The organism is Alkalimonas cellulosilytica (genome assembly GCF_036325985.1).
Classification (GTDB): Bacteria; Pseudomonadota; Gammaproteobacteria; order Enterobacterales; family Alteromonadaceae; genus Alkalimonas; species Alkalimonas cellulosilytica.
This window is the reverse complement of sequence record NZ_JAUHLI010000018.1, coordinates 1-20049: the sequence shown is the minus strand read 5'-3', so window position 1 is coordinate 20049 and position 20049 is coordinate 1. Positions and strand designations below refer to the sequence as shown.

At 51.3% G+C, this 20049-nt stretch carries 23 protein-coding genes; 11 read left to right on the top strand and 12 right to left on the bottom strand.

Features of this window, described 5'->3' with window-relative positions; translation table 11 throughout:
- Positions 1 to 3: 3 nt before the first annotated feature.
- The 5 genes from QWY20_RS15745 to QWY20_RS15725 form a co-directional block, all read right to left on the bottom strand.
- The gene (locus QWY20_RS15745) at positions 4 to 366 is read right to left on the bottom strand and encodes a hypothetical protein (protein WP_330129956.1); all 363 of its coding nucleotides are present in this window, start codon (positions 364 to 366) and stop codon (positions 4 to 6) included.
- Positions 367 to 382: 16 nt separating this feature from the next.
- A complete protein-coding gene (locus tag QWY20_RS15740) occupies positions 383 to 1579 on the bottom strand; it encodes a class I SAM-dependent methyltransferase (RefSeq protein ID WP_330129955.1) in 1197 nt (398 codons plus the stop codon).
- Positions 1576 to 2307: a hypothetical protein gene (locus QWY20_RS15735; protein WP_330129954.1), complete on the bottom strand. Its 732-nt coding sequence runs from the start codon at positions 2305 to 2307 to the stop codon at positions 1576 to 1578. Before QWY20_RS15735 ends, QWY20_RS15740 begins: the two co-directional genes overlap by 4 nt.
- A 127-nt stretch (positions 2308 to 2434) precedes the next feature.
- Entirely contained in the window at positions 2435 to 2839 is a 405-nt protein-coding gene (locus QWY20_RS15730) for a PaaI family thioesterase (protein WP_330129953.1), read from the bottom strand.
- Positions 2836 to 3609, bottom strand: a complete 774-nt coding sequence (locus QWY20_RS15725; RefSeq protein ID WP_330129952.1) for an enoyl-CoA hydratase/isomerase family protein — start codon at positions 3607 to 3609, stop codon at positions 2836 to 2838. The genes QWY20_RS15730 and QWY20_RS15725 overlap by 4 nt, the downstream gene beginning before the upstream one ends.
- Before the next feature lie 168 nt (positions 3610 to 3777).
- Between QWY20_RS15725 and QWY20_RS15720 the strand changes: the two genes are divergently transcribed.
- The 9 genes from QWY20_RS15720 to QWY20_RS15680 all read left to right on the top strand — a co-directional run bounded on the left by QWY20_RS15720 (position 3778) and on the right by QWY20_RS15680 (position 11399).
- Complete coding sequence (locus tag QWY20_RS15720) at positions 3778 to 5073, top strand: 3-isopropylmalate dehydratase large subunit (protein ID WP_330129951.1); 1296 nt, start codon at positions 3778 to 3780, stop codon at positions 5071 to 5073.
- Positions 5070 to 5579 carry a 3-isopropylmalate dehydratase small subunit gene (locus QWY20_RS15715; protein ID WP_330129950.1) on the top strand — a complete coding sequence of 170 codons (510 nt, stop codon included), beginning with the start codon at positions 5070 to 5072 and terminating at the stop codon, positions 5577 to 5579. The genes QWY20_RS15720 and QWY20_RS15715 overlap by 4 nt, the downstream gene beginning before the upstream one ends.
- A complete protein-coding gene (locus tag QWY20_RS15710; RefSeq protein WP_330129949.1) occupies positions 5576 to 6421 on the top strand; it encodes a cupin domain-containing protein in 846 nt (281 codons plus the stop codon). Before QWY20_RS15715 ends, QWY20_RS15710 begins: the two co-directional genes overlap by 4 nt.
- 102 nt (positions 6422 to 6523) lie before the next feature.
- Positions 6524 to 6916 carry a c-type cytochrome gene (locus tag QWY20_RS15705; RefSeq protein ID WP_330129947.1) on the top strand — a complete coding sequence of 131 codons (393 nt, stop codon included), beginning with the start codon at positions 6524 to 6526 and terminating at the stop codon, positions 6914 to 6916.
- Between the two features lie 107 nt (positions 6917 to 7023).
- Positions 7024 to 7695, top strand: a complete 672-nt coding sequence (locus QWY20_RS15700; RefSeq protein ID WP_330129946.1) for an isochorismatase family protein — start codon at positions 7024 to 7026, stop codon at positions 7693 to 7695.
- Positions 7696 to 7705: 10 nt separating this feature from the next.
- Positions 7706 to 8647, top strand: coding sequence for a polysaccharide deacetylase family protein (locus QWY20_RS15695; protein WP_330129945.1), 942 nt, complete (start codon positions 7706 to 7708; stop codon positions 8645 to 8647).
- Complete coding sequence (locus QWY20_RS15690; protein WP_330129944.1) at positions 8647 to 9582, top strand: polysaccharide deacetylase family protein; 936 nt, start codon at positions 8647 to 8649, stop codon at positions 9580 to 9582. The genes QWY20_RS15695 and QWY20_RS15690 overlap by 1 nt, the downstream gene beginning before the upstream one ends.
- A 24-nt stretch (positions 9583 to 9606) precedes the next feature.
- Positions 9607 to 10479 (top strand): isocitrate lyase/PEP mutase family protein, encoded by an 873-nt coding sequence (locus tag QWY20_RS15685; RefSeq protein ID WP_330129943.1) that lies wholly within the window; start codon positions 9607 to 9609, stop codon positions 10477 to 10479.
- Complete coding sequence (locus tag QWY20_RS15680; protein ID WP_330129942.1) at positions 10476 to 11399, top strand: hypothetical protein; 924 nt, start codon at positions 10476 to 10478, stop codon at positions 11397 to 11399. Before QWY20_RS15685 ends, QWY20_RS15680 begins: the two co-directional genes overlap by 4 nt.
- A 13-nt stretch (positions 11400 to 11412) precedes the next feature.
- Here the strand turns inward: QWY20_RS15680 and QWY20_RS15675 are convergent, their stop codons facing one another.
- The 7 genes from QWY20_RS15675 to QWY20_RS15645 form a co-directional block, all read right to left on the bottom strand.
- Positions 11413 to 11997 (bottom strand): VOC family protein, encoded by a 585-nt coding sequence (locus QWY20_RS15675; protein WP_330129941.1) that lies wholly within the window; start codon positions 11995 to 11997, stop codon positions 11413 to 11415.
- Positions 11998 to 12118: 121 nt separating this feature from the next.
- On the bottom strand, positions 12119 to 13303 hold the full coding sequence (locus QWY20_RS15670) for an acyl-CoA dehydrogenase (protein ID WP_407935439.1): 1185 nt from the start codon (positions 13301 to 13303) through the stop codon (positions 12119 to 12121).
- A 172-nt stretch (positions 13304 to 13475) separates the two neighbouring features.
- Entirely contained in the window at positions 13476 to 14654 is a 1179-nt protein-coding gene (locus QWY20_RS15665) for a M14 family metallopeptidase (protein WP_330129939.1), read from the bottom strand.
- A 3-nt stretch (positions 14655 to 14657) separates the two neighbouring features.
- Positions 14658 to 15314, bottom strand: coding sequence for a CoA transferase subunit B (locus QWY20_RS15660; protein WP_330129938.1), 657 nt, complete (start codon positions 15312 to 15314; stop codon positions 14658 to 14660).
- 10 nt (positions 15315 to 15324) lie between these two features.
- The gene (locus QWY20_RS15655; RefSeq protein WP_330129937.1) at positions 15325 to 16026 is read right to left on the bottom strand and encodes a CoA transferase subunit A; all 702 of its coding nucleotides are present in this window, start codon (positions 16024 to 16026) and stop codon (positions 15325 to 15327) included.
- Complete coding sequence (locus QWY20_RS15650; protein ID WP_330129936.1) at positions 16026 to 16889, bottom strand: BKACE family enzyme; 864 nt, start codon at positions 16887 to 16889, stop codon at positions 16026 to 16028. The genes QWY20_RS15655 and QWY20_RS15650 overlap by 1 nt, the downstream gene beginning before the upstream one ends.
- A complete protein-coding gene (locus QWY20_RS15645; RefSeq protein ID WP_330129935.1) occupies positions 16873 to 18225 on the bottom strand; it encodes an aspartate aminotransferase family protein in 1353 nt (450 codons plus the stop codon). The genes QWY20_RS15650 and QWY20_RS15645 overlap by 17 nt, the downstream gene beginning before the upstream one ends.
- A gap of 91 nt (positions 18226 to 18316) precedes the next feature.
- On the opposite strand from QWY20_RS15645, the gene QWY20_RS15640 reads away from it, so the two are divergent.
- Both QWY20_RS15640 and QWY20_RS15635 read left to right on the top strand, forming a co-directional pair.
- The gene (locus tag QWY20_RS15640) at positions 18317 to 19252 is read left to right on the top strand and encodes a LysR family transcriptional regulator (protein WP_330129934.1); all 936 of its coding nucleotides are present in this window, start codon (positions 18317 to 18319) and stop codon (positions 19250 to 19252) included.
- Positions 19253 to 19419: 167 nt separating this feature from the next.
- A complete protein-coding gene (locus QWY20_RS15635) occupies positions 19420 to 20025 on the top strand; it encodes a TonB-dependent receptor plug domain-containing protein (protein WP_330129933.1) in 606 nt (201 codons plus the stop codon).
- The last annotated feature ends 24 nt before the right edge of the window (positions 20026 to 20049 follow it).

Below are 20049 nucleotides of genomic sequence, written 5' to 3'. Positions count from 1 at the left end.
GGACTAGCTTCGGGTCAATTCGGCCTGGATTTGCTCCATGCTTTTATCCTGAGCACCAATGCTTTCTTTGTCTTGCTGAACAATACGAAGAATGCGCGCCAGGTACTCTTGCATGGCCGCACTGCGCTCTGCAGTTTCCTGCTTTGAAGGACGGTATTCTTCAATAGCATCTTTGGACAGCACGCGTTGCTGTACCAAAATCGCCTCCAGTGTGGTTAGCCGCTCACGCGTCACTGCCAGTTCAGTTGCCAGTGCCATAGCAATGGATAGTACCTGCTCTGTCTGCTGATCAGCCAAAAACCAAGGCCGTGTGCCTTTTGCTTTCGTACCGGCCAAATCAATCGCGTCAATGCTTTGTTGTTTCATGACTCACCCCGCTTCGTTATTTTTTCCATAACCCAAAAGCATTCCAGACCGGTGCCCGACCATAATCCTCACCAGAATCGCCCGCTTCACGCTTACCAAAAATGGTTTCATCTACTTTGGACACCACGCCGATTTCAAACAAATCCTCTGCGTTGAAGCCTGCTGCAGCCAACATTGCGGTTAAATCCAGGTCATGCATCGGCCCCCAGTAGGGCTCGTTGTTAAAATAGGTGTCCCAATCGCGGATAAATTGCTCATAAAGGCCCATTCCCTGATACTGAGGCTGTTCCAGATGCAGAGTTAAGCCGCCGGGTTTAAGCAATCGCTGAATGGTTTTTAAAATAGCTGGCATAGCCCGGTGCGAGGTTTCGTGCCAGAACATAGCCGTGGTGATCAGATCGAAACTCTCATTGGCAAACTGCGGCAGCTGCTCAGCATTAGCCTGCACAAAAGTAATATTATCGACTCCAAGCGCTTTAGCTCTGGCATGAGCATAGCGCAAACTGGGCCTGGCCACATCAACAGCAATCACCTCAGCATCCGGGAACGCCTGCGCCAACGGCACTACGTTGTGTCCGATGGTGCAGCCAATGTCCAGGATCCGGCGAGGTTTAAAATCCGGGTGCTCTGTTGCCAGCCAATTGGCAATGCCTTGGCCACCACCATCGCTCAGCGCGCCCAACAGGCCGGCTGTGGTAACAAAAAGTCCGGCATCATAACTGGCCGCTACAGTGACATCATTTTCAAAGTACTCCGTGTAGTAACAACCCGGTTGGCAATGTATATCCACATCGGAAATATTGTGCGGAACCTCAATGGAGTCATTCAGTTGCAATGTTGATGCGTGTTGATTTAACGCATCAACTTGGTCGACTATGCGATCAATTTGTCGCAATACCATGGAACGCCCTGCCTGATGGCGCATTTCCATAGTGTTACGACGCAGCGCACTCCAAAACTGAAAGTAAGAGTCTTGCAACATCGCCTGTCGGATTTCGTGGCGACTTGCTGGCTCACGGCCCTGGCTCTTGACAAAGGCAGGCTTGACCCGCTGCTCATAACTTAGTTTGACACCAGGCAACACTCTGGCACTTAAATGGTAATTCAGATGGGTCAGCACATTCATCCGTGCTACCTCATCATGATTGGCTTTTGGAAAAACCGCATGCTGAGTTAATGCTTGCCAGGAAGGTAAGGTTTTAAGTGCACTCATGACAGCCCCCGTTCAATGATTTGATAGTCCACCAACTCGTAATGTGTTTGCATGTATCCAGCGACGCCGCCTTTTAAAAACAGGTAGTCGTCATCCGCAGTGCACCAAAGATCGTAAGGCGGGTGCTCTTCGGGCAAGTTACCGGCGGTATCGACCAGCTGAAAGTGGCGTGCCTGAAAGTGGCCTGCCGCAACAGTGATGGCTTCTTCACCAACATAGCGCAGACCAAAGCCGGTTTTAAACAGCAAGGGGCCGGTGGCACCGCGGTGATCGGGGGAGGTCAGAAAGAGGTTTGGGAAGAAAGTTTTGCCAGGGCCTTGCGTCAGATCGTACATCCGCAACAGCTGTGCATCGCCGACTATCGGATGCGCCTGCAGCCAGCGCACTGGGGCATCAATCTCTACCTGCTGTCGGATGCGGCCGTCACGCTGATTGTGGCTTTCACACTCGACATAGCCTTTGGCAAAACGCATCCAGCCGCTGCCTTCGTATTTGTCACCTACTGTCAGGCGTACGCTGCAATCAATTGGGCTGGCATCCGGCTGCATCGCCAGCACCACATCACGAATCACATTGGGCTCGTCATCAATTTCGCAGTGCGCCTGCAACACCATGCAGCCATCAAATTGTCGGGTGAGCGAAAAAAACTCACGCCCTCGTTCCTGATCCAGCCGCTCAGGTTTTTTGCTGGTGTAACGGATGGTGCCGCGTATGGTCCGATGCTTCATGATGCCATACCCCTTATCTAGTTATGGATTTCATAACCCGATAGTGGCTGAGCCAAAGTATCAATGCGTTGATCTTTGTCAAGAAGCGTAAATCAACCCAACATCGACTTACTGGCAAAAACGAATTTCAGGCTCCCAGAACTTTCCAGATACCGTTGGCAGCCATAATTTCGCGGCGTTCCGTAAAGAGACGGCCTTCGGCAAAGATCACACTCCGGGTTTGCCGGACAATACGCCCCTCCCCCAGCAGCACCTCACCGGCTTTGGCGGCGGCCAGAAACTGGCTGTTCAGTTGAATGGTGGCAAACTTCATCTGATGGCCAGTGATATCGCCAATGGCGCGGTAAATAACATAATCGGCAAAGGACAGCAGCACGCCGCCATGCACCACCCCTTCCGGGTTTAAATGAATGTCTCCAAGCTGAAGCGCACGAACAAAGCCCTCCCCCTGCGGCTTTTGGTAGAAAGGGCCAATGTGCGCACTAAAACCGCTGTCTTGATCGCAGCGAATAAAACCCTTCACTTCCATCATGAAAAAACCACCTGTTGCTTTGCAATAAAGGCAGCGGCAGCCTGCTGAAAGTCTGCTTGCTGAAACGCCGCATCGAATAAGGGGCGGACCTTAGCCTCTCCAAACTCAGGATCTCCCCCCAAATGCGCTATGGTTTGCTTGATACCTGTTATCGACACCCGGCTTACTGCGAGCAGTTGTTGCTGCCAGTCACGCACACAGGCAGCTAAGTTGGCGCGCTCCGTGATCTGATGCACCAGCCCCCACTTCAGCGCGGTCTCTGCATCCAGCATGGCGCCGGTGTAAAGCAGCTGCTTAGCACGGGCTTCACCTACCAGATTGACCAAACGGCGGCTATCTTCAATGCTGTACAACAAGCCAAGCTTCGATGGCGTAATGGCAAATCTGGCGTCCTGCAACGCCAGCCTGAAATCGCAGCACAGGGCGATGCCCAAACCACCCCCGACGCAAAGGCCATTGATCACTGCGATGGTGGCGCACGGCAGCCGTTGCAACTTCAGCTGAGCTTGTTGCACCAGTTGATTATTGGCGGCCAGCGCCTGGCTATCTTCAAGCAGCTGGTGCAATTCCTGAATATCTGCCCCGGCACAAAACGCCTGCTCCCCGGCAGCCGTCACCAGCACCAGTTTCGGTTTGATGTCCTGTTGCAAGGCATCGCAGTGATCGGACAATTGCTGCCACATGGCCTGATTCAGCGCATTGCGTTTCTCGGCGCGATCAATACACAGGGTGGCAACCGCACCATCCACGCTCAGTTTCACAGTTGACATTTATCAAAATTCCTATATCTGACAAGGCTTCCAGCCCAAATTAGCGCTCTGGCTCCATACCATCGGCCGCACTTTTCTTTTATTGTGATAGCACGCATTCACGGTCTGCGACAAGTCTGGCCGTGTAGAAGTATGCCAAAAGGCAAGTTGCAGGCTACAGGAAAAACCATGACCCCAGCTCAAATCGCACCCCAAACTCTGGCCCAGAAAATCATCGCCCGTGCCAGTCAGCAGCCCAGGGTTGAACCCGGCCAGATTGTCACCTGTCAGGTGGATCTGGTGCTGATGCACGACTCCAGTGGTCCACGCCGGGTAAAAAGCCGGCTGGAAGCACTGGGCGCTAAGGTGTTCGATCCCTCCAAAGTGGTGCTGGTAAGCGATCACTTTGTGCCGGCCACCGATCCGGAAAGTGCAGAGATCCTGGCGCTGACCAGACGCTGGGCCAAAGAGCAGCAAATTGGCCATTTTTACGACATGCAGGGCATTTGCCATGTGATGCTGCCGCAGCAAGGCCATTTGCAGCCGGGTATGTTTTTGGTTGGCGGTGATTCGCACTCGCCCACTGGCGGCGCTTTTGGCACCTTTATGGTCGGCATTGGTGCCACCGAAATGACCGGCGTGCTGGCCACCGGCGAGATCTGGATCAAAGTGCCGCACACCATTCACATCAACTGGCATGGCGAGCTGCAACATGGCTGCAGCGCCAAGGACATTATGCTGTTCCTCTGTGCCCGCCTTGGCATGAACAATAATTATAAAGTGATGGAGTTTGGCGGCAGCACCGTTGCCGCCATGTCGATGTACGAGCGGATGGTGCTGTGCAATATGTCGGCGGAGCTGGGCGGGAAAACCGGCATTATTGCCGCTGATCAAACCACTACCGACTGGATCCGCCAGACCGGCCAGCCAGTGGCCGGGGATGCCCTCAGCTGGCAAAGCGATGCGGCAGCCCCTTACGAGGCGGTGCATGACTTTGATGCCAGCACCCTGGTGCCGCAAATCGCCGCACCGCATAGCCCGGAGAATACCCATCCGGTGACCGAGTTTGCCAGGACACCCATTCATCAGGCGTACATTGGGGCCTGTACCGGTGCCAAACTGTCGGATCTGCATATGGCTGCCGAGGTGTTAAAAGGCCGCAAAGTGCAGACCGGTACCCGTTTGCTGATTGCGCCAGCCTCAGTGAAAACCACCGAAGCCGCCACCAAAGACGGGACTCTGGCGACCTTAACCGAAGCCGGCGCCATTTTACTGCCGACCGGCTGCGGCGCCTGTGCCGGCATGGGGGCCGGTGCCATTGCCAATGGCGAGAATTGCCTGTCGTCAACATCGCGCAATTTTAAAGGCCGGATGGGTTCGCCCGACTCCAACGTGTATTTAGGCTCGCCTTACAGCGTGGCCGCCGCCGCCATTACCGGTGAAATCACCGATCCACGCCAATTTTTAGCAGGGAGCAGCCAATGAAACACAGTCTAACCGGTGCCGCTTGGGTCTTTGGGGACAACATTGATACCGATGTGCTGGCACCCGGTGCCTACATGAAGGGCTCCATCGCCGAACTGGCCGCGCATTGCCTGGAAGCAGTCGACCCGAACTTCGCCAGTCAGGTGCAACCAGGCGACATCATGATTGCCGGCGATGCTTTTGGTATAGGCTCCTCGCGCGAGCAGGCCGCCCAGGCCCTGGTCGAGCTGGGTGTCTCGGCCATTGTTGCAAAATCCTTTGCCCGTATTTTTTACCGCAATGCGTTAAACCTCGGCCTGCCGGTGCTGTTCTGTCCAGAGCTTGGCACCATTCAACCCGGCGACAAATTGCAGCTCGATCTAAGCAGCGGCTTGTTGCATAACCTTAGCAACGGTGAGGAGTTTCAATGTGAGCCCATCCCAGAAGAGCTGATGGGTATTCTGGCAGCTGGCGGGCTCATGCCCTTCTTACAACAGCGTTTTTCAAAGAGCGACATACAGACATGACCCGGGATCACATTGAGTTTATTCAGAATCAATGCTTACCATGGCAACAAGACAGGTATTTTAACGACATAGAGTCGCGATTACTCAGCAGGGACATTGAAAGCTGCGCTTATACAACATTGCACCGTCTTCGTAACGGACAGCAATGGCTGGAGAATCATGCCATCACAGCCAATGAAGAGTTTTATGTACTGGCTGGTAGCTTTCATCTCAATGGATTCGAGTATGCCGCTGGTTGTTATGCCTTTTTGCCCGCAGGATACCCCAGAACGAACTGCATCGTGATGGAGGATACCATTGTTCTGCGAATGTTTGACAGTGCACCGCTGCCATTTGAAGAACAAGATGATGCGATTCAGCGTGCAGCTCATCTGCCAGCCATTCCTTTTCTTGATACCTACAGAATGCAATGGGACAGGCACATTCATGACATCAAACTCGCTCACCTGGGGCTTGGACGGAAAAATCTGCGGCAGGACCCCATTACGGGCCAGCGAACCTTTCTGTTTATGACCTCGCCTCAAACTCACCCGGTAAACTGGCGAGGGCCGAAGGAGATGCACCCAACACCCGAAGAAGCCTTTCTGATCGCCGGAGATCTAACCGGGGAATATGGAACCATGCAAGCTGGGGCTTACTTTTGGCGTCCTCCAGGCATCGCCCACGGCCCTTATGGCAGCAAAGGTGGTAGCTTCAGTCTGATTCGGTTTGTCGGAGGTGCTCATATCAATGTATGGACAGAAGAACTGTTTAATTTCAGTTACAGCGTTCCTTATCAGCCGATAGTTCCACAAGCAATGCGTGAGTTTATTCAAGCTCCGGTTACAACACTGCCTTACTGACGCTTATTGATGGATGTCAAAACTACAGCTGGATAATGGTCTACCTGCCAGTAGAGCCATGCTAACGTAAAGGTGTTTGAAACATCACCACAGGGGTACTTTATGCTCACCAAAGCAGCCTTCCAACTAAAAGCCTTGATTTCTGCTTGCAGCCTCAGCGGCGTCTTACTACTGAGCGGCTGTGCTGAGCCGGAAACTGCGACCAGTGCAAGCAGTGAACCACTGGATCCTGTTGCCGCGGCACAGCAAGAACTGCTGTCAAAAGGCCGTATTCGTGCCGCCAGCTGCGCGGCATGCCATGGCCCACAGGGGATCTCAAATAATCCGATGTATCCGTCTCTGGCGGGACAGGATGAAAACCATTTGCTGCAATCGATGCTTGCCTACCGCAGTGGCGAAAAGGTCAATGCCTTGATGTCACCTCAGGCCAGAAGTTTATCGGATCAGGATATTGCCTTACTGGCAGCCTATTACGCAGCCCTACCGGGCCAATAGCAAGGGCATTAACAGCAAAATGCTTTTCGTCAAAGACAACATGATTGAAGCTTACTAGGCTAACCAAACACCTGGGTGCTTCACCATCCGCAACAAGAGAGCAGAGCATGGAAACCACCACGAAAACCGCCAAAGAAATTTACTTCGATGTGAAAAACAACCCGGCCCGCAAGCGCTTTGGTTTTGGCCGCAAAGCCGTGCTGGTGAATGTCGACCCGCAAAAGGCCTACACCGCCGTTGGCCAGTTTGCCACGGCTTACGAGACCGATCCGAAACAGCTGGAATACACCAATCAGCTGGCTGAGCGTTTTCGCGCCTTGAACTGGCCGGTGGTCTGGACCCATGTTGCTTACATGGAGTCCGGCGAAGATGCCGGCATCTGGGGCACCCGCACCAACACCCCAGACTCATTGCAAAACATCAAATTTGGCTCCGAGCGGGCCAAGTTTGACGAGCGGCTTGTTATCGACCGGCAGCGCGACATCATTTACTGCAAAAAAATGCCCTCGGCCTTTTTTGAAACACAGCTGCAGTCCTTGTTGGTCTGGCATCAGGTCGATACCGTGATCATTACCGGCGGTTCTACCTCTGGCTGCATTCGTGCCACCGCAGTGGATGCGCTGTCGCGCGGCTACCGCACCATAGTACCGGAGCAGTGCGTGGCCGATAAACACGAAAGTTACCACTACGCCAACCTGACCGATCTGGCGCTGAAGTACGCCGATGTGCTGGATATCGATGAAGTCATCGGCTGGCTGGCAGCGCAGCAAAGCGACTAAGGAGCCGTGCATGAAAGCAGATCCCGGGTTTTATCAGTACTGGCCCTATCAAGACCGGCCGAAAATCCGCTGGCCCGATGGCAAAAAGCTGGCATTTTGGGTGGCGCCGAATATTGAGTTCTACGAACTGGATCCGCCGGAGAACCCGCATCGAAAAGCCTGGCCTCAGCCTTACCCGGCCATTCAGGGCTACGGCATCCGCGATTACGGCAACCGAGTGGGCCATAGCCGCCAGATGGCGCTGCTGGATAAATACGGCATTCGCGGTTCGGTCAGTTTGTCCACCGCGCTATGCGAGCACCACCCTGAAATCATTGCCATGTGCAAAGAGCGCAACTGGGAGTTTTTCAGCCACGGCATTTACAACACCCGTTACACCTATGGCATGTCGGAGCAGCAAGAGCGGACGATGATCCGCGACTCAATAGAAACCATCTACCGCCATACCGGCCAAAAGTGTGCTGGCTATCTGGCACCGGCGCTATCGCATTCGGAGCTGACGCTGGACTTATTTGCCGAGGTTGGCAGCGAGCTGTTTGGCGAAGACGGCGGTTTTTACACCTGCGATCTGTTTCACGACGACCAGCCTACGCCGATAGCGCTGCGCAGCAACAAGCGCTTTGTCTCGATCCCCTATTCGCTGGAAATGAACGACACCATCGCCTATGTGGTGAATAAAGTCGAGCCCAGACGCTATGGCCAGATGCTAAAAGACAACTTTGACCGGCTGTATCAGGAAGGTGAGGAATCCGGCACCATTATGTGCATCCCCACCCACAATTATCAGGTGGCCTGCCCACATCGGATGAAAGCCTTTGAAGAGGCGCTGGATTACATCACCAGTCATCCGGATGTTTGGGTCACCACAGGTCGTGAGATTGCCGATTACTTTCGCAGCCACTATTACGATGCCGTGCAAGCCGACATTGCCAGCAAAGCAGGAGGTGTCTGATGGCGCTTGATCCGACCCATTTAAACTACCCGAAACGTGGCTACGGCATGGACCATGAGCGCTACCGCTGGTCGATGCTGACCGACCGGCCCAAACTGAGCTGGCCAAACGGCAAGCCGCTGGCGCTGTGGGTCAATGTCTGCTTGCAATTTTTCCCGCTGAATCAACAGGGCAAGCCCTACAAGGTACCCGGCGGCATGACCATGCCCTACCCGGACCTGCGCCACTACAGTTTGCGCGATTACGGCAACCGGGTAGGTTTGTTCCGGGTATTAAAAGCCCTGGATCGCTACCACATTACCCCCACCTTTGCGGTGAATAGCGAATTGGCGCTGCGCACTCCTTACCTGGTGGATGTGCTGAAAGAGCAACAGCAGGAAATCATCTGCCATGGCTGGAATATGGACAGCCTGCATTACGGAGGCCTAAGTGAACAGGACGAGCGTGAATTGATTCAGCGCTCGCTCGATACACTGCGCAACCTGAGCGGTCAGGCCGTTCGCGGCTGGCTTAGCCCGGCGCGCAATGAAAGCGCCCGCACGCCGGATCTACTGGCCGAACAGGGGATCGACTATCTGTGCGACTGGGTGAATGATGACCTGCCCTACCCAATGCAGACCCAAAGCCAACCGATTTGGGCGATGCCGCTCTCGACCGAGCTGGAAGATGCCTTCATCTTAGGCAACAACCTGCACAGTGAAGCTTCCTATGTGCAGCAAGTTAGTGACAGCTGTGACTTTTTGTTGCAGGAGGCCCAAACGCAAGGCGGCCGGATGCTGGCACTGAACATTCATCCCTGGCTGCTGGGCCAGCCTCACCGGATTGGCTATCTGGAGCAGCTGCTGGATTATCTCAGCGGCCAGGCCATCTGGAGTGCTTCGGCCTCGGATATTATAGCGACAGTGCGCAATCAGCAAGGCGCACACTTCCTTTAAACAATGACAGCTCAGGACTCTTTTATGGCAGCAGCCTCGTTAAAAGAATTGATTCAGGCCCCGGAAATACTTTTTGCACCGGGCGGCTTTGATGCGTTAAGTGCATCACTCATTGAAATGGCCGGCTTTCAGGCGATGTACCTGTCGGGTGCCAGCATCGCCTACACCCGGCTGGGCCGACCGGATATCGGCCTGGTATCGATGAACGAAGTGGCACAAACCATTAGCCTCATTCGCGAGCGCTCTGCCCTGCCGATGATCGTCGATGCCGATACCGGCTTTGGCAATGCGTTAAACGTGCAGCGCACTGTGCGGCTGTTTGAACGCTCGGGCGCCTCGGCCATTCAGCTGGAAGATCAGCAAATGCCGAAACGCTGCGGTCATCTGAAAGGTAAATCGCTGGTTAGTAGCGCCGAGATGGTCGGTAAAATTAAAGCGGCGGTTGATGCCCGCCAGAGCGCGGACACCCTGATCATCGCCCGCACCGATGCAATAGCGGTCGAAGGCTTCGAACCTGCAATGAACCGGGCTTATGAGTATTACCAGGCCGGCGCCGATGTGCTCTTTATCGAAGCGCCGGAGTCGCTGGCGCAAATGCAGCATATGAACAGCCAGTTCCAGAAAAAAATCCCATTGTTGGCCAATATGGTTGAAGGTGGCAGTACCCCATTGCAATCGGCCAAAGATTTGCAGCAGCTGGGCTACCAGATGGTGATCTTCCCTGGAGCCATGGTACGGGCTTACACCTTTATGGCGCAGCAATTTCTGGCTGATATGAAAACCCATGGCAATACTGCCAGCTGGCGCGATCGGATGCTGGATTTAACCAGCTTGAACCAGCTGCTGGGCACCAATGCCTTATTGGAACTTGGCAAAAACTACGAGGCAACCCCGTGAGTAGTCAGCTTGAAAACCTATCGGGGCCTCAGCTGGGCCCTATCCTGGGCGCAACCCTGGTGACCGCAAATTTAGAGCGGGTTCGACAGGCCTATTGCCAGCAACTGGGGTTTAGCCTGGTACGTGAAGCAAGGGTTAGCCCGCAACTAGCTGATTTCTGGCAAGCACCCGCTTGTGCTGATCAACCGATGTTGATTTTAGCAGCCGCCAATGGCGATGCCTGGCTGCGGGTAATTCAGATGCCATCGGAGCAAGATATCCAACCAGTCCAGCCGCTAAAACGTCAGGGCTGGATGGCTCTGGAGGTCAATGTTGCCGATGTCGAAGCAGTACGACATACCATTCAAACCGATGAATTTGCTATCATCGGTGAGCCTGCTTACCTGCAAATCAGTGATGCCATCAAAGCCATGCAGCTGATAGGCCCGGCAGAGGAAGTCAGTTACCTGACTGAAGTGCAAAGGCCAGTGCCACCATTCCAATTGCCGCAAACCAACAGTTTTAGCGGCAGCCTGTTTATTCCAGTACTAGCGGTACCGGATCGCCAGCAGGCGGTCGATTTTTACCAGCAACTGAACCAGGCCGAACCTGCCCTGCTGTTTGATACCAAGATCACTGTACTGAATAAGGCCTGGCAACGCCCGATAGAGCATCAGTACCCGGTGGCTACCTTGCAGCTGGCTGGCAACTCCTTGTTTGAAATTGATCAATTGCCTGAAGCCGAACCGCTGCAAACGGCAACGGGTCAACTACCATCTGGTATCGCGATGATAAGCTGTATCACCCGGGATCTTGATGGCATTGCCAAACGGATGAACGCAACCATTCATTCACTGGATGATCCGTACTACCCAGCCAGTCGGGCCATCTTGTTAAAAGGCAGCGCCGGTGAATTGATCGAGCTGGTACAGGCCTGCTAAGGCCTGCAGTCGGTTACTGCGCGTCTGAGGCATCCTCAGCCCGTGCAGGTGCATCCAACAGCTGATTAATTTCCAGCCAATAGCCATCCGCATCACGAATCATCGACATCATCACGCCAATCTGGCCACCATCGGCCCGCGGGTAATGCACTAAATGCGGTGCTGTAATCACCTGCACCCCTTTGGATGCTGCCACTTTGGCCCAACGCTTGTCTAAATCCTGTGCATTGATCACCACGATAGGATCACCTGGTACTGGCTCGGAAAAATGCTCTTGCCGTTGAGGTTTACGCGGATGCATGTACTCCAGTAACCCAACCGCACCGATAAAATCGTCATTCGCCTGCAGCAATACCAGGCGACGCTTACGTTCGCCCCCATTGTCCATCGGGGAGACCAACACCTGATCGTAAATCACCCGCAACCCCAGAGCATCGCGATACAGTGCCAATGACGTGTCAACGTCTTCAACAATAAAGGTGGTACGTCGAATATCTACCGGCAACCGGTCACTGTCGGGCACTGGCGCCGCATTAATCATGGCGCTGGTAAAGAGACCATAGGTAAGAACAACTGAAATAAATCTAATACGAAGCATGAGAAAAACTCCAAAAAAGAAGGGTTTTCACTATGCCGCAAGCGGTCGGGGGCGCCATTGATAAAAAGCAAGCAGCCTTATCTGAGGATAAGGCTGCTGCGGGGAAAGGTTTACGGTGAAGTTAGAAAAAAGCCTGCAGACCAGTCTGAGCGCGCCCCAAGATCAGGCCATGCACATCGTAGGTGCCTTCGTAGGTATTGACGGTTTCCAGGTTGATCATATGACGAATAACATGGAACTCATCGGCAATGCCATTACCACCGTGCATGTCGCGCGCCATGCGAGCAATGTCCAGCGACTTGCCGCAGTTGTTGCGTTTGACTAACGATATCATGGTCGGATCCCAGCTGCCGCTGTCGATAATACGGCCCACCCGCAATGACCCTTGCAGACCCAGGGTGATTTCCGTTTGCATATTGGCCAGCTTGGTCTGGTACAGCTGGGTTTGTGCCAGTGGCCGGTTAAACTGCTTGCGATCCAGCCCATACTGCCGGGCAGCGTGCCAGCAAAACTCTGCCGCACCCAAAGCGCCCCAGGAAATGCCATAGCGCGCCATATTCAGGCAGCTGAACGGGCCTTTTAAACCGCGTACTTCTGGGAACATATTCTCTTCGGGCACAAATACATTGTCCATCACGATTTCGCCGGTAATGGACGAGCGCAGCGACAATTTGCCTTCAATTTTCGGCGCCGATAAACCGGCCATGCCTTTTTCCAGCACAAAGCCGCAAATGGCATTGTCTTCGGCTTCGTTCTTAGCCCAGACCACAAACACATCGGCAATGGGTGAGTTGGTGATCCACATTTTGCTGCCGGTCAGGCGATAACCGCCCTCCACTTTTTTGGCGCGGGTTGTCATGCTGGCCGGATCAGAGCCTGAATCGGGTTCGGTTAAACCAAAGCAGCCAACCCACTCGCCGGTTGCCAGCTTTGGCAGGTACTTTTCTTTTTGCGCCGCGCTGCCAAAGGTATAAATTGGGTGCATCACCAAGGACGACTGCACACTCATGGCACTGCGATAACCACTGTCGACACGCTCGACTTCCCGCGCCACCAGGCCATAACTGACGTAATTCACCCCGGAGCAACCGTACTCTTTGATGGTTGCACCCAACAGCCCGACTTCACCAAACTTGCGCATAATGGCCGGGTCAAAATGCTCCTGCCGGTTGGCCTGCAAAATGCCAGGCATCAACTCTTGTTGGCAAAAGTCATACGCCATATCGCGGATCATCCGCTCATCTTCGTTCAGCTGATCATTCAGCAGCAAAATATCATCCCAATTGGCTAAAATGGCTTGGCTCACCGGACACCTCGTAATCATCGTTGGACGCTTGCAACGGACTGCAAATTTATCTCTATCTTACTGGATAGCAGTCATCAGCAGACTGATAATTGTCAATTCAAAGGAAGAGATATGATAATACCGAGAGCTTAAAACTGATTCTCGAATCAGCAATAAAACTTCACACATAAAATTAAAACTTTTCACCAGTAGTTCTGCTCAGAACCTGAATCATAAGCGCCTCTGCCGCTGCATGTGCAGTTTTTTTAATCTCCTCAATCAGAGTCTCGTCCCCTACTTCGTAGGTAACCGCCTGCACATGGAAATAATCTGCAATGTATTGTTTAAATACGCCATTTCCAGGGCGATCGCTAGGTGCATCAATTACGTCATAAGAAATTCGTGCGGTAAGATCGGCCAACCATTCCTGGGTAAGCCCTTGCCAATAAAGTTCTTTCTCTGCAGGCATCGTGTAATAGACATTTCTATTCGTTGAGTGAAAGTCTAGTGCAAAAACCAACTGCTGACCGCTTTCGTAGCGCTCTTTAATAAATCCATGAATGCTCTGTGTTTCTTGCTGAGATCGTTGGTGCCAGTCTCTGTTCAAATCAATACCATGACTATTATGCCGCCACTTACCCGCTTTAACGCCATCCGGGTTAACCTGCGGAATAACTACAATATTCACAAACTGTCTGAATTGCTCTGCAAGCGGCTCTCTCTCGAATAAACGCTCCACAAATGCTGATAATGCTAAAGCACCGGTCACCTCAGGTGGATGTTGTCTTCCAATGATCAGAAATAAAAGTGCGCTTTCCGGGGATACCTGCAAGGCTTTCAACTCATTGTTTTGTTCAGAAAAGCCCACTGAAAAAATCTCAGCATCTGTACTTGCTGACACGTGCTCTAACCATGATTCGTAATAGGCATTATCGAGAATCGGCTGGGCTGCAATGTATTGGCTCTGCTCTTTTGGTACAGTTAAACTGAAGCTGATAGTACGCTCAGTTTTCTGATACGGAAGTACCTTCCAACTTTGATCACTCATCAATAACTTTGGTGAATAGCGAGCAAAACCCGTACTAAACACAATTTCAATATCCAACTCAATTGTTTCTTTAGCTCGAACCCTGAATGCATACCAGGCGCTTGGATTTACCGGGCTAAATGCTGGTGATATTATCAGACGATAGTTTTGCTCTGACAATTTCTGACAACTTGTTAAGCGTCCAGCAGGAAAATTTGAATCAAAAGAAGTCTTCTCAAACTCACAGCTTTGCCTCGCGAAAACATCAGTAGAAACGACACACAGCACTGAGAGCCAAAAGTACTTTTTCCATAGTGAAATAGCAGCGCTTGTGTTTAAAACCATAAATTAAATTTCCATTTCAGGTACTTGCTTACTAACTATCAGCGTTCCAGCAGTTTTTTGCTGAATCTCTTCAACCGAGACGCCAGGCGCCCGCTCCAGCAGATGGAAAGCGCCATCGCGCACTTCCAGTACCGCCAAATCGGTGACGATTTTCTTCACACAGCCCACGCCGGTCAGGGGCAGGGTGCAGTCCGGTAACAGCTTGCTGTTGCCGTGTTTGTCGGCGTGCGTCATGGTGACAATGATGTTCTGGGCACCGGCTACCAAATCCATAGCGCCGCCCATGCCTTTGACCAGTTTACCCGGGATCATCCAGCTGGCGATGTTGCCGTGTTGGTCGACTTCAAACGCGCCCAATACGGTTAAATCGACATGGCCGCCGCGGATCATGGCAAAGCTTTCGGCCGAGCTGAAAATAGCGGCACCGGTCGCTGCGGTCACGGTTTCTTTGCCGGCATTGATCATATCGGCATCGATTTCTGCTTCGGTTGGGTAAGGGCCCATGCCCAGCAAGCCGTTTTCTGATTGCAGCATTACCTCAATGCCTGCTGGTACGTAGTTGGCGACCAGGGTAGGGATACCAATGCCAAGGTTTACGTAGAAGCCATCTTGCAGTTCCTGCGCCACTCGCATAGCGACTTGTTCACGTGATAAAGCCATTGCTGCCTCCTTAACCTTGACGAACCATGCGGCGTTCAATGCGTTTTTCAAAGTTGCCTTTGATCACGCGCTGCACATAAATACCCGGGGTGTGAATTTGGCTGGGTTCCAGCTCGCCCGGCTCGACAATTTCTTCCACTTCAGCCACGGTGATTTTCCCAGCGGTGGCGGCCATTGGGTTGAAGTTCATCGCAGTGTGGCGGAACACCAGGTTGCCGTAACGGTCGGCTTTCCAGGCGCGGACGATGGCAAAATCGCCTGTAATGGCAGGTTCCAGCACATAATGGCGGCCATCAATTTCACGGGTCTCTTTGCCTTCGGCGACCGGGGTGCCGTAACCGGTGGCGGTGAAAAAGGCCGGAATACCGGCACCGCCTGCCCGCATTTTTTCTGCCAGGGTGCCCTGAGGCGTCAATTCAACTTCCAGCTCACCGTTTAACAGCTGCTTTTCGAACAGAGCGTTTTCACCAACATAGGAGGCGACCATTTTCTTGATTTGCTTATCTTCCAGCAAAATGCCCAGGCCAAAACCATCGACCCCGCAGTTGTTGGACACCACCGTCAGCTCCCGGGTACCCATTGTTTTGATTTGGGCAATCAAGCCTTCCGGAATACCGCACAGGCCAAAACCACCGGCAATGACCGTCATGCCGTCTTCCAGCCCTGCCATCGCTGCTTCGTAACTCTCTAAGACTTTATTAAACCCTGCCATTAGCTGCTCCCTACCGACGTTTGATTTGCATGAAGCCATTGCCTGATATCATCGGCAGTTGCCAGCGTCCTATTTCCAGGCAAGCAGCTGCCAACGAAATGATTCAACAGTTCAATGTTATCGTGTGCACGTGTCCCATCCGGAAGCCAAAGATTATTTTCAAATCCAATTCGGACATGTCCTCCAAGCTCCGCGGCAATGGCCATTGCCGCAAGCTCAGTTTGCCCGAAACAACAGCAAGCCCATTGAACGTCATTACCTAACGCATTGTAATAACCCAGTAAATCATTAGGGTCTCCTAATAGGTTTTGACTGTAACGTCCTAAAACAAACAAGACGCTGGGCACTAAGCCTGAAAGAACTCCACGCTGTTTTAGCTCTTTATAACGATGAATGTCATCTAGGCTATACAAAATAATTTGCACCCATATCGCCTCTTGAGCACACCATGAAAAGAACCCTTCAGCTTTTACAAGGCTGGATTCATCCGGGCAAATTTCACGCAAAGCTATAGAAACCGCCTCAGGCCTTACCTCTTTAACACAGTAAACCTGCTCGTCAATGCTATAAATACCGACTGCCTCTGTGGTAATTTGAAGAATCAGCTCATCTGCCACCGACAACTTAATGCGCTGTATTGCTTCGTTGTAGTGCAACGGATTGAGGCTATGATGCCCATCGCTATCGCGTACATGGAGATGAAGCACTGAGCCCCCCGCCTGCACAATGCCTTTGGCACACTCAGCCAGTTCCTTCGGACTCACAGGGAGCGCACTATGATCTCCTTTAAGTCGTCGAGCACCATTTGGTGCCGACATCAGAATCAGTTTATTATCAGGCATTTGTTTAAAAGTGTGTGACATGTAAAACTCGCTTAAGCTTGGTAACCAGCTCATCAATGTGTGAAGAGGTATAAATAAAAGGCGGAGCGAGCAGAATATGACAACCATTTATACCATCGGCTCCCCCACTCCCTGGATAGCAAATTAAACCTTCTGACATAGCACGCTGCTTTATCGAAGTTGCAACTTTCCCGCCGTTGGCGTGAGGCGTTTTATCTGCTTTGTCCTGCACTAACTCAATGCCAATAAACAAGCCTCTCCCTCGGATATCACCAATAAAAGGGTGTTCCCCAAAAGCTGCAGCTAAATCTGTGCGTATCACTTCACCTGATGTTTTAACTTTTTGCAGTAGATGTTCTGCCTCAATTACATCCATAACCGCTAAACCAGCAGCGCATGCTGTTGCATGACCAATATAGGTGTGTCCGTGGGCAAAACTACCTGAACCGTCAACAATTTGGTTATGAATATGATCTCGACAAATCACAGCACCAATGGGTTGATACCCTCCTCCTAAGCCTTTTGCAAGTGTCACAATATCGGGTACTATGTTATCCGCTTCAAAAGCAAAATAATGGCCTGTTCGACCAGCACCACACATCACCTCATCCAGAATAAGCAAAATATTATTTTTATTACAAATCTCACGAATCCGCTCAAAATACCCTTTTGCAGCTGGAACAACCCCAAGGGTCGCTCCTACCACAGGTTCAGCAATAAAGGCCGCCACGTTTTCTGCCCCGACACGATCAATTTCTTGCTGTAAATAATTAGCGGCCCGTTCGCCATAGTCTTGCTCAGTCTCAGTGGAAAACTGATGTCGGTATGCATAGCAAGGCTCAATTCGGGGCCAATCGAAAAGCATGGGCTGGTATACTTTACGACGTTGTGGATTTCCGCTTAATGACAAAGCGCCTAATGTATTACCGTGATAACTTTGCTCACGGCTGATTATTAGATATTTATCTGGTTTTCCGCCAGCAACCCAGAACTGCCGGGCCAACTTAATGGCTGTTTCATTCGCCTCACTACCGCCAGATAAAAAATATACCCGTGAGTTTTTTTCAGGAAAACGGGCCGATAATCGTTCAGCCAAGGCCTCCTGTGGAGCATTAGTAAAAAATGCCGTATGTGCAAAACTGAGTTGATCGAGCTGTGACTTTATAGCATCAATCACATAAGGGTGTTGATGCCCCAAGCAAGAAACTGCTGCACCACCACTAGCATCTAAATATGCCTTGCCTTTTTCATCATACAAGTAAACACCATCACCTCTGACAGCTACGGGATAACTCGTTTTTGGTGAACGATAAAAAACCTGTGACATACCGAATCCTATTGCCGTTTTTTTCGACATATTTGGCACTTTCATGGTATAAGTCAAATTGTTTTATTTTACTTAAAAATAATCACAGGCTATACTTAAGAAAAGCACAAAGGTAAATCGCATGAGATTCAGACAGTTAGAGATTTTCCATGCAGTAATGACTTCAGGGACAGTCACCAAAGCAGCAAAAAAACTATCGGTTTCACAACCGTCGGTCACAACCAGCATTCAACAAATGGAAGAAGAAATAGGGTTTGCTTTGTTTTCGAGAGTAAGTGGCAGACTGTCACCGACCGCCGAAGCCAGAGTCCTGTTTGAAGAGGTAAACCGTGCTCATGATTCCCTTGTTGCAGTAAAAAGCTTGTGCCATCGCTTAAAGGATGGCGCAGCTGGTCATATACGCATAGCAGCTACACCTGCTATCTGCCAACGCGTATTGCCTGCCGCCATCACAATTTTCCAGCAACACCATAAAAGCTTTACATTTGATATCTCATCAGAGCACTCACCGGTCATTCTTTCAAATCTGGATGAACGACCTACCGCCTACCATATGGGATTTACCTTTGGTCAGGATGGCTTGGATGGCATAGCTTCAATCTTACTTACAGAATTACCGATTGTCTGCGCTATCCCAAAACAGTGGCTTAACAAAGTATCCAAAGCGATTGGACCGGATGGAAAAGTAAACCTTGCGCAGTTACAGGAGCTGCCTTTTATTGAGCTTTATGAAAATGAACCCTTAGGACAACGAGCACGTTCGGCATGGCTTGCCTCGGGCGGATCGCCTAATAATGTTGTGCGCGTGCATGATCATCACATGGCAGCATCACTGGTAAATAATGCGATTGGGTTTGCCATCCTGGACCGACTGGTAATAAACAGCATCGGCAATCAAGACAATCAAATTGCTATTTTTGAGCTCGCCTCCAGTCACCTGTTACCTGTGACCGCAGTATTTTCCCAAAAACGAAGCCTCTCTTATCCGATGCGATACTTCGTTGATTGCGTTAAAGCATCGATCAACGCTTTATTGAGCCAGAATCTGCGTAAATAAAGATAGCCATACTCATTTTATCGATTTCCATAACCTGAGATTATGGAAATGCTTTTTTTATTGCAAATAGAAAAATCTTCTGTTTATCTGGAAAAGCTGAAGAAAAATTAGCCATTTTTCAGCTTAAAACTTCAGACACTCACTCAGGTTTGGCGGCGGAGGCAACAATGACGAAAAAATCAAAACAAAGAGCCAATTTTAAAGTTCTCACTTCAGTATCACTGATTATGGCAGCAATGCCAGGCATTACAGAGGAAGTTGGAGCCATCACAGCAGAAGAGGAGAAAATTGAAAAAATTGCCGTGGTGGGTTCACGTGTTCAGGGGTTAGCAGAGGACGCGCTTCCGGTATCGATTATGTCGAGCGATGAGATTGCATCATTAGGTGTTACCAATATGCAAGATCTACTTTCTTTTATTCCGTCAGTTGGTGACTTTGAGTTCAACGATGCCAATACAGGGACAAATGGTGCCCGTGGAGATGTTGCTGGCGTCAACCTTCGTAGTTTAGGAACAGGTAATACCCTTACTCTGTTAAATGGGCGGCGAATGGTGGTACACCCAACTTTTGAAAATAAAAATGGGGTCCCATCCATACTCTACAATGTCAACAGCATCCCTTCGTCAGCAATTTCACGTATTGAAGTATTGCGGGATGGTGCGTCTGCCCTTTACGGAGCCGATGCAACAGGTGGCGTTGTAAACCTTGTACCATTTGATACCTTTCAGGGTTTTATGAATCGTACCGGTAAATTCGGAGGCGGATTTGTTTGAGTCATGCTGCCGTATCTTGGGTTA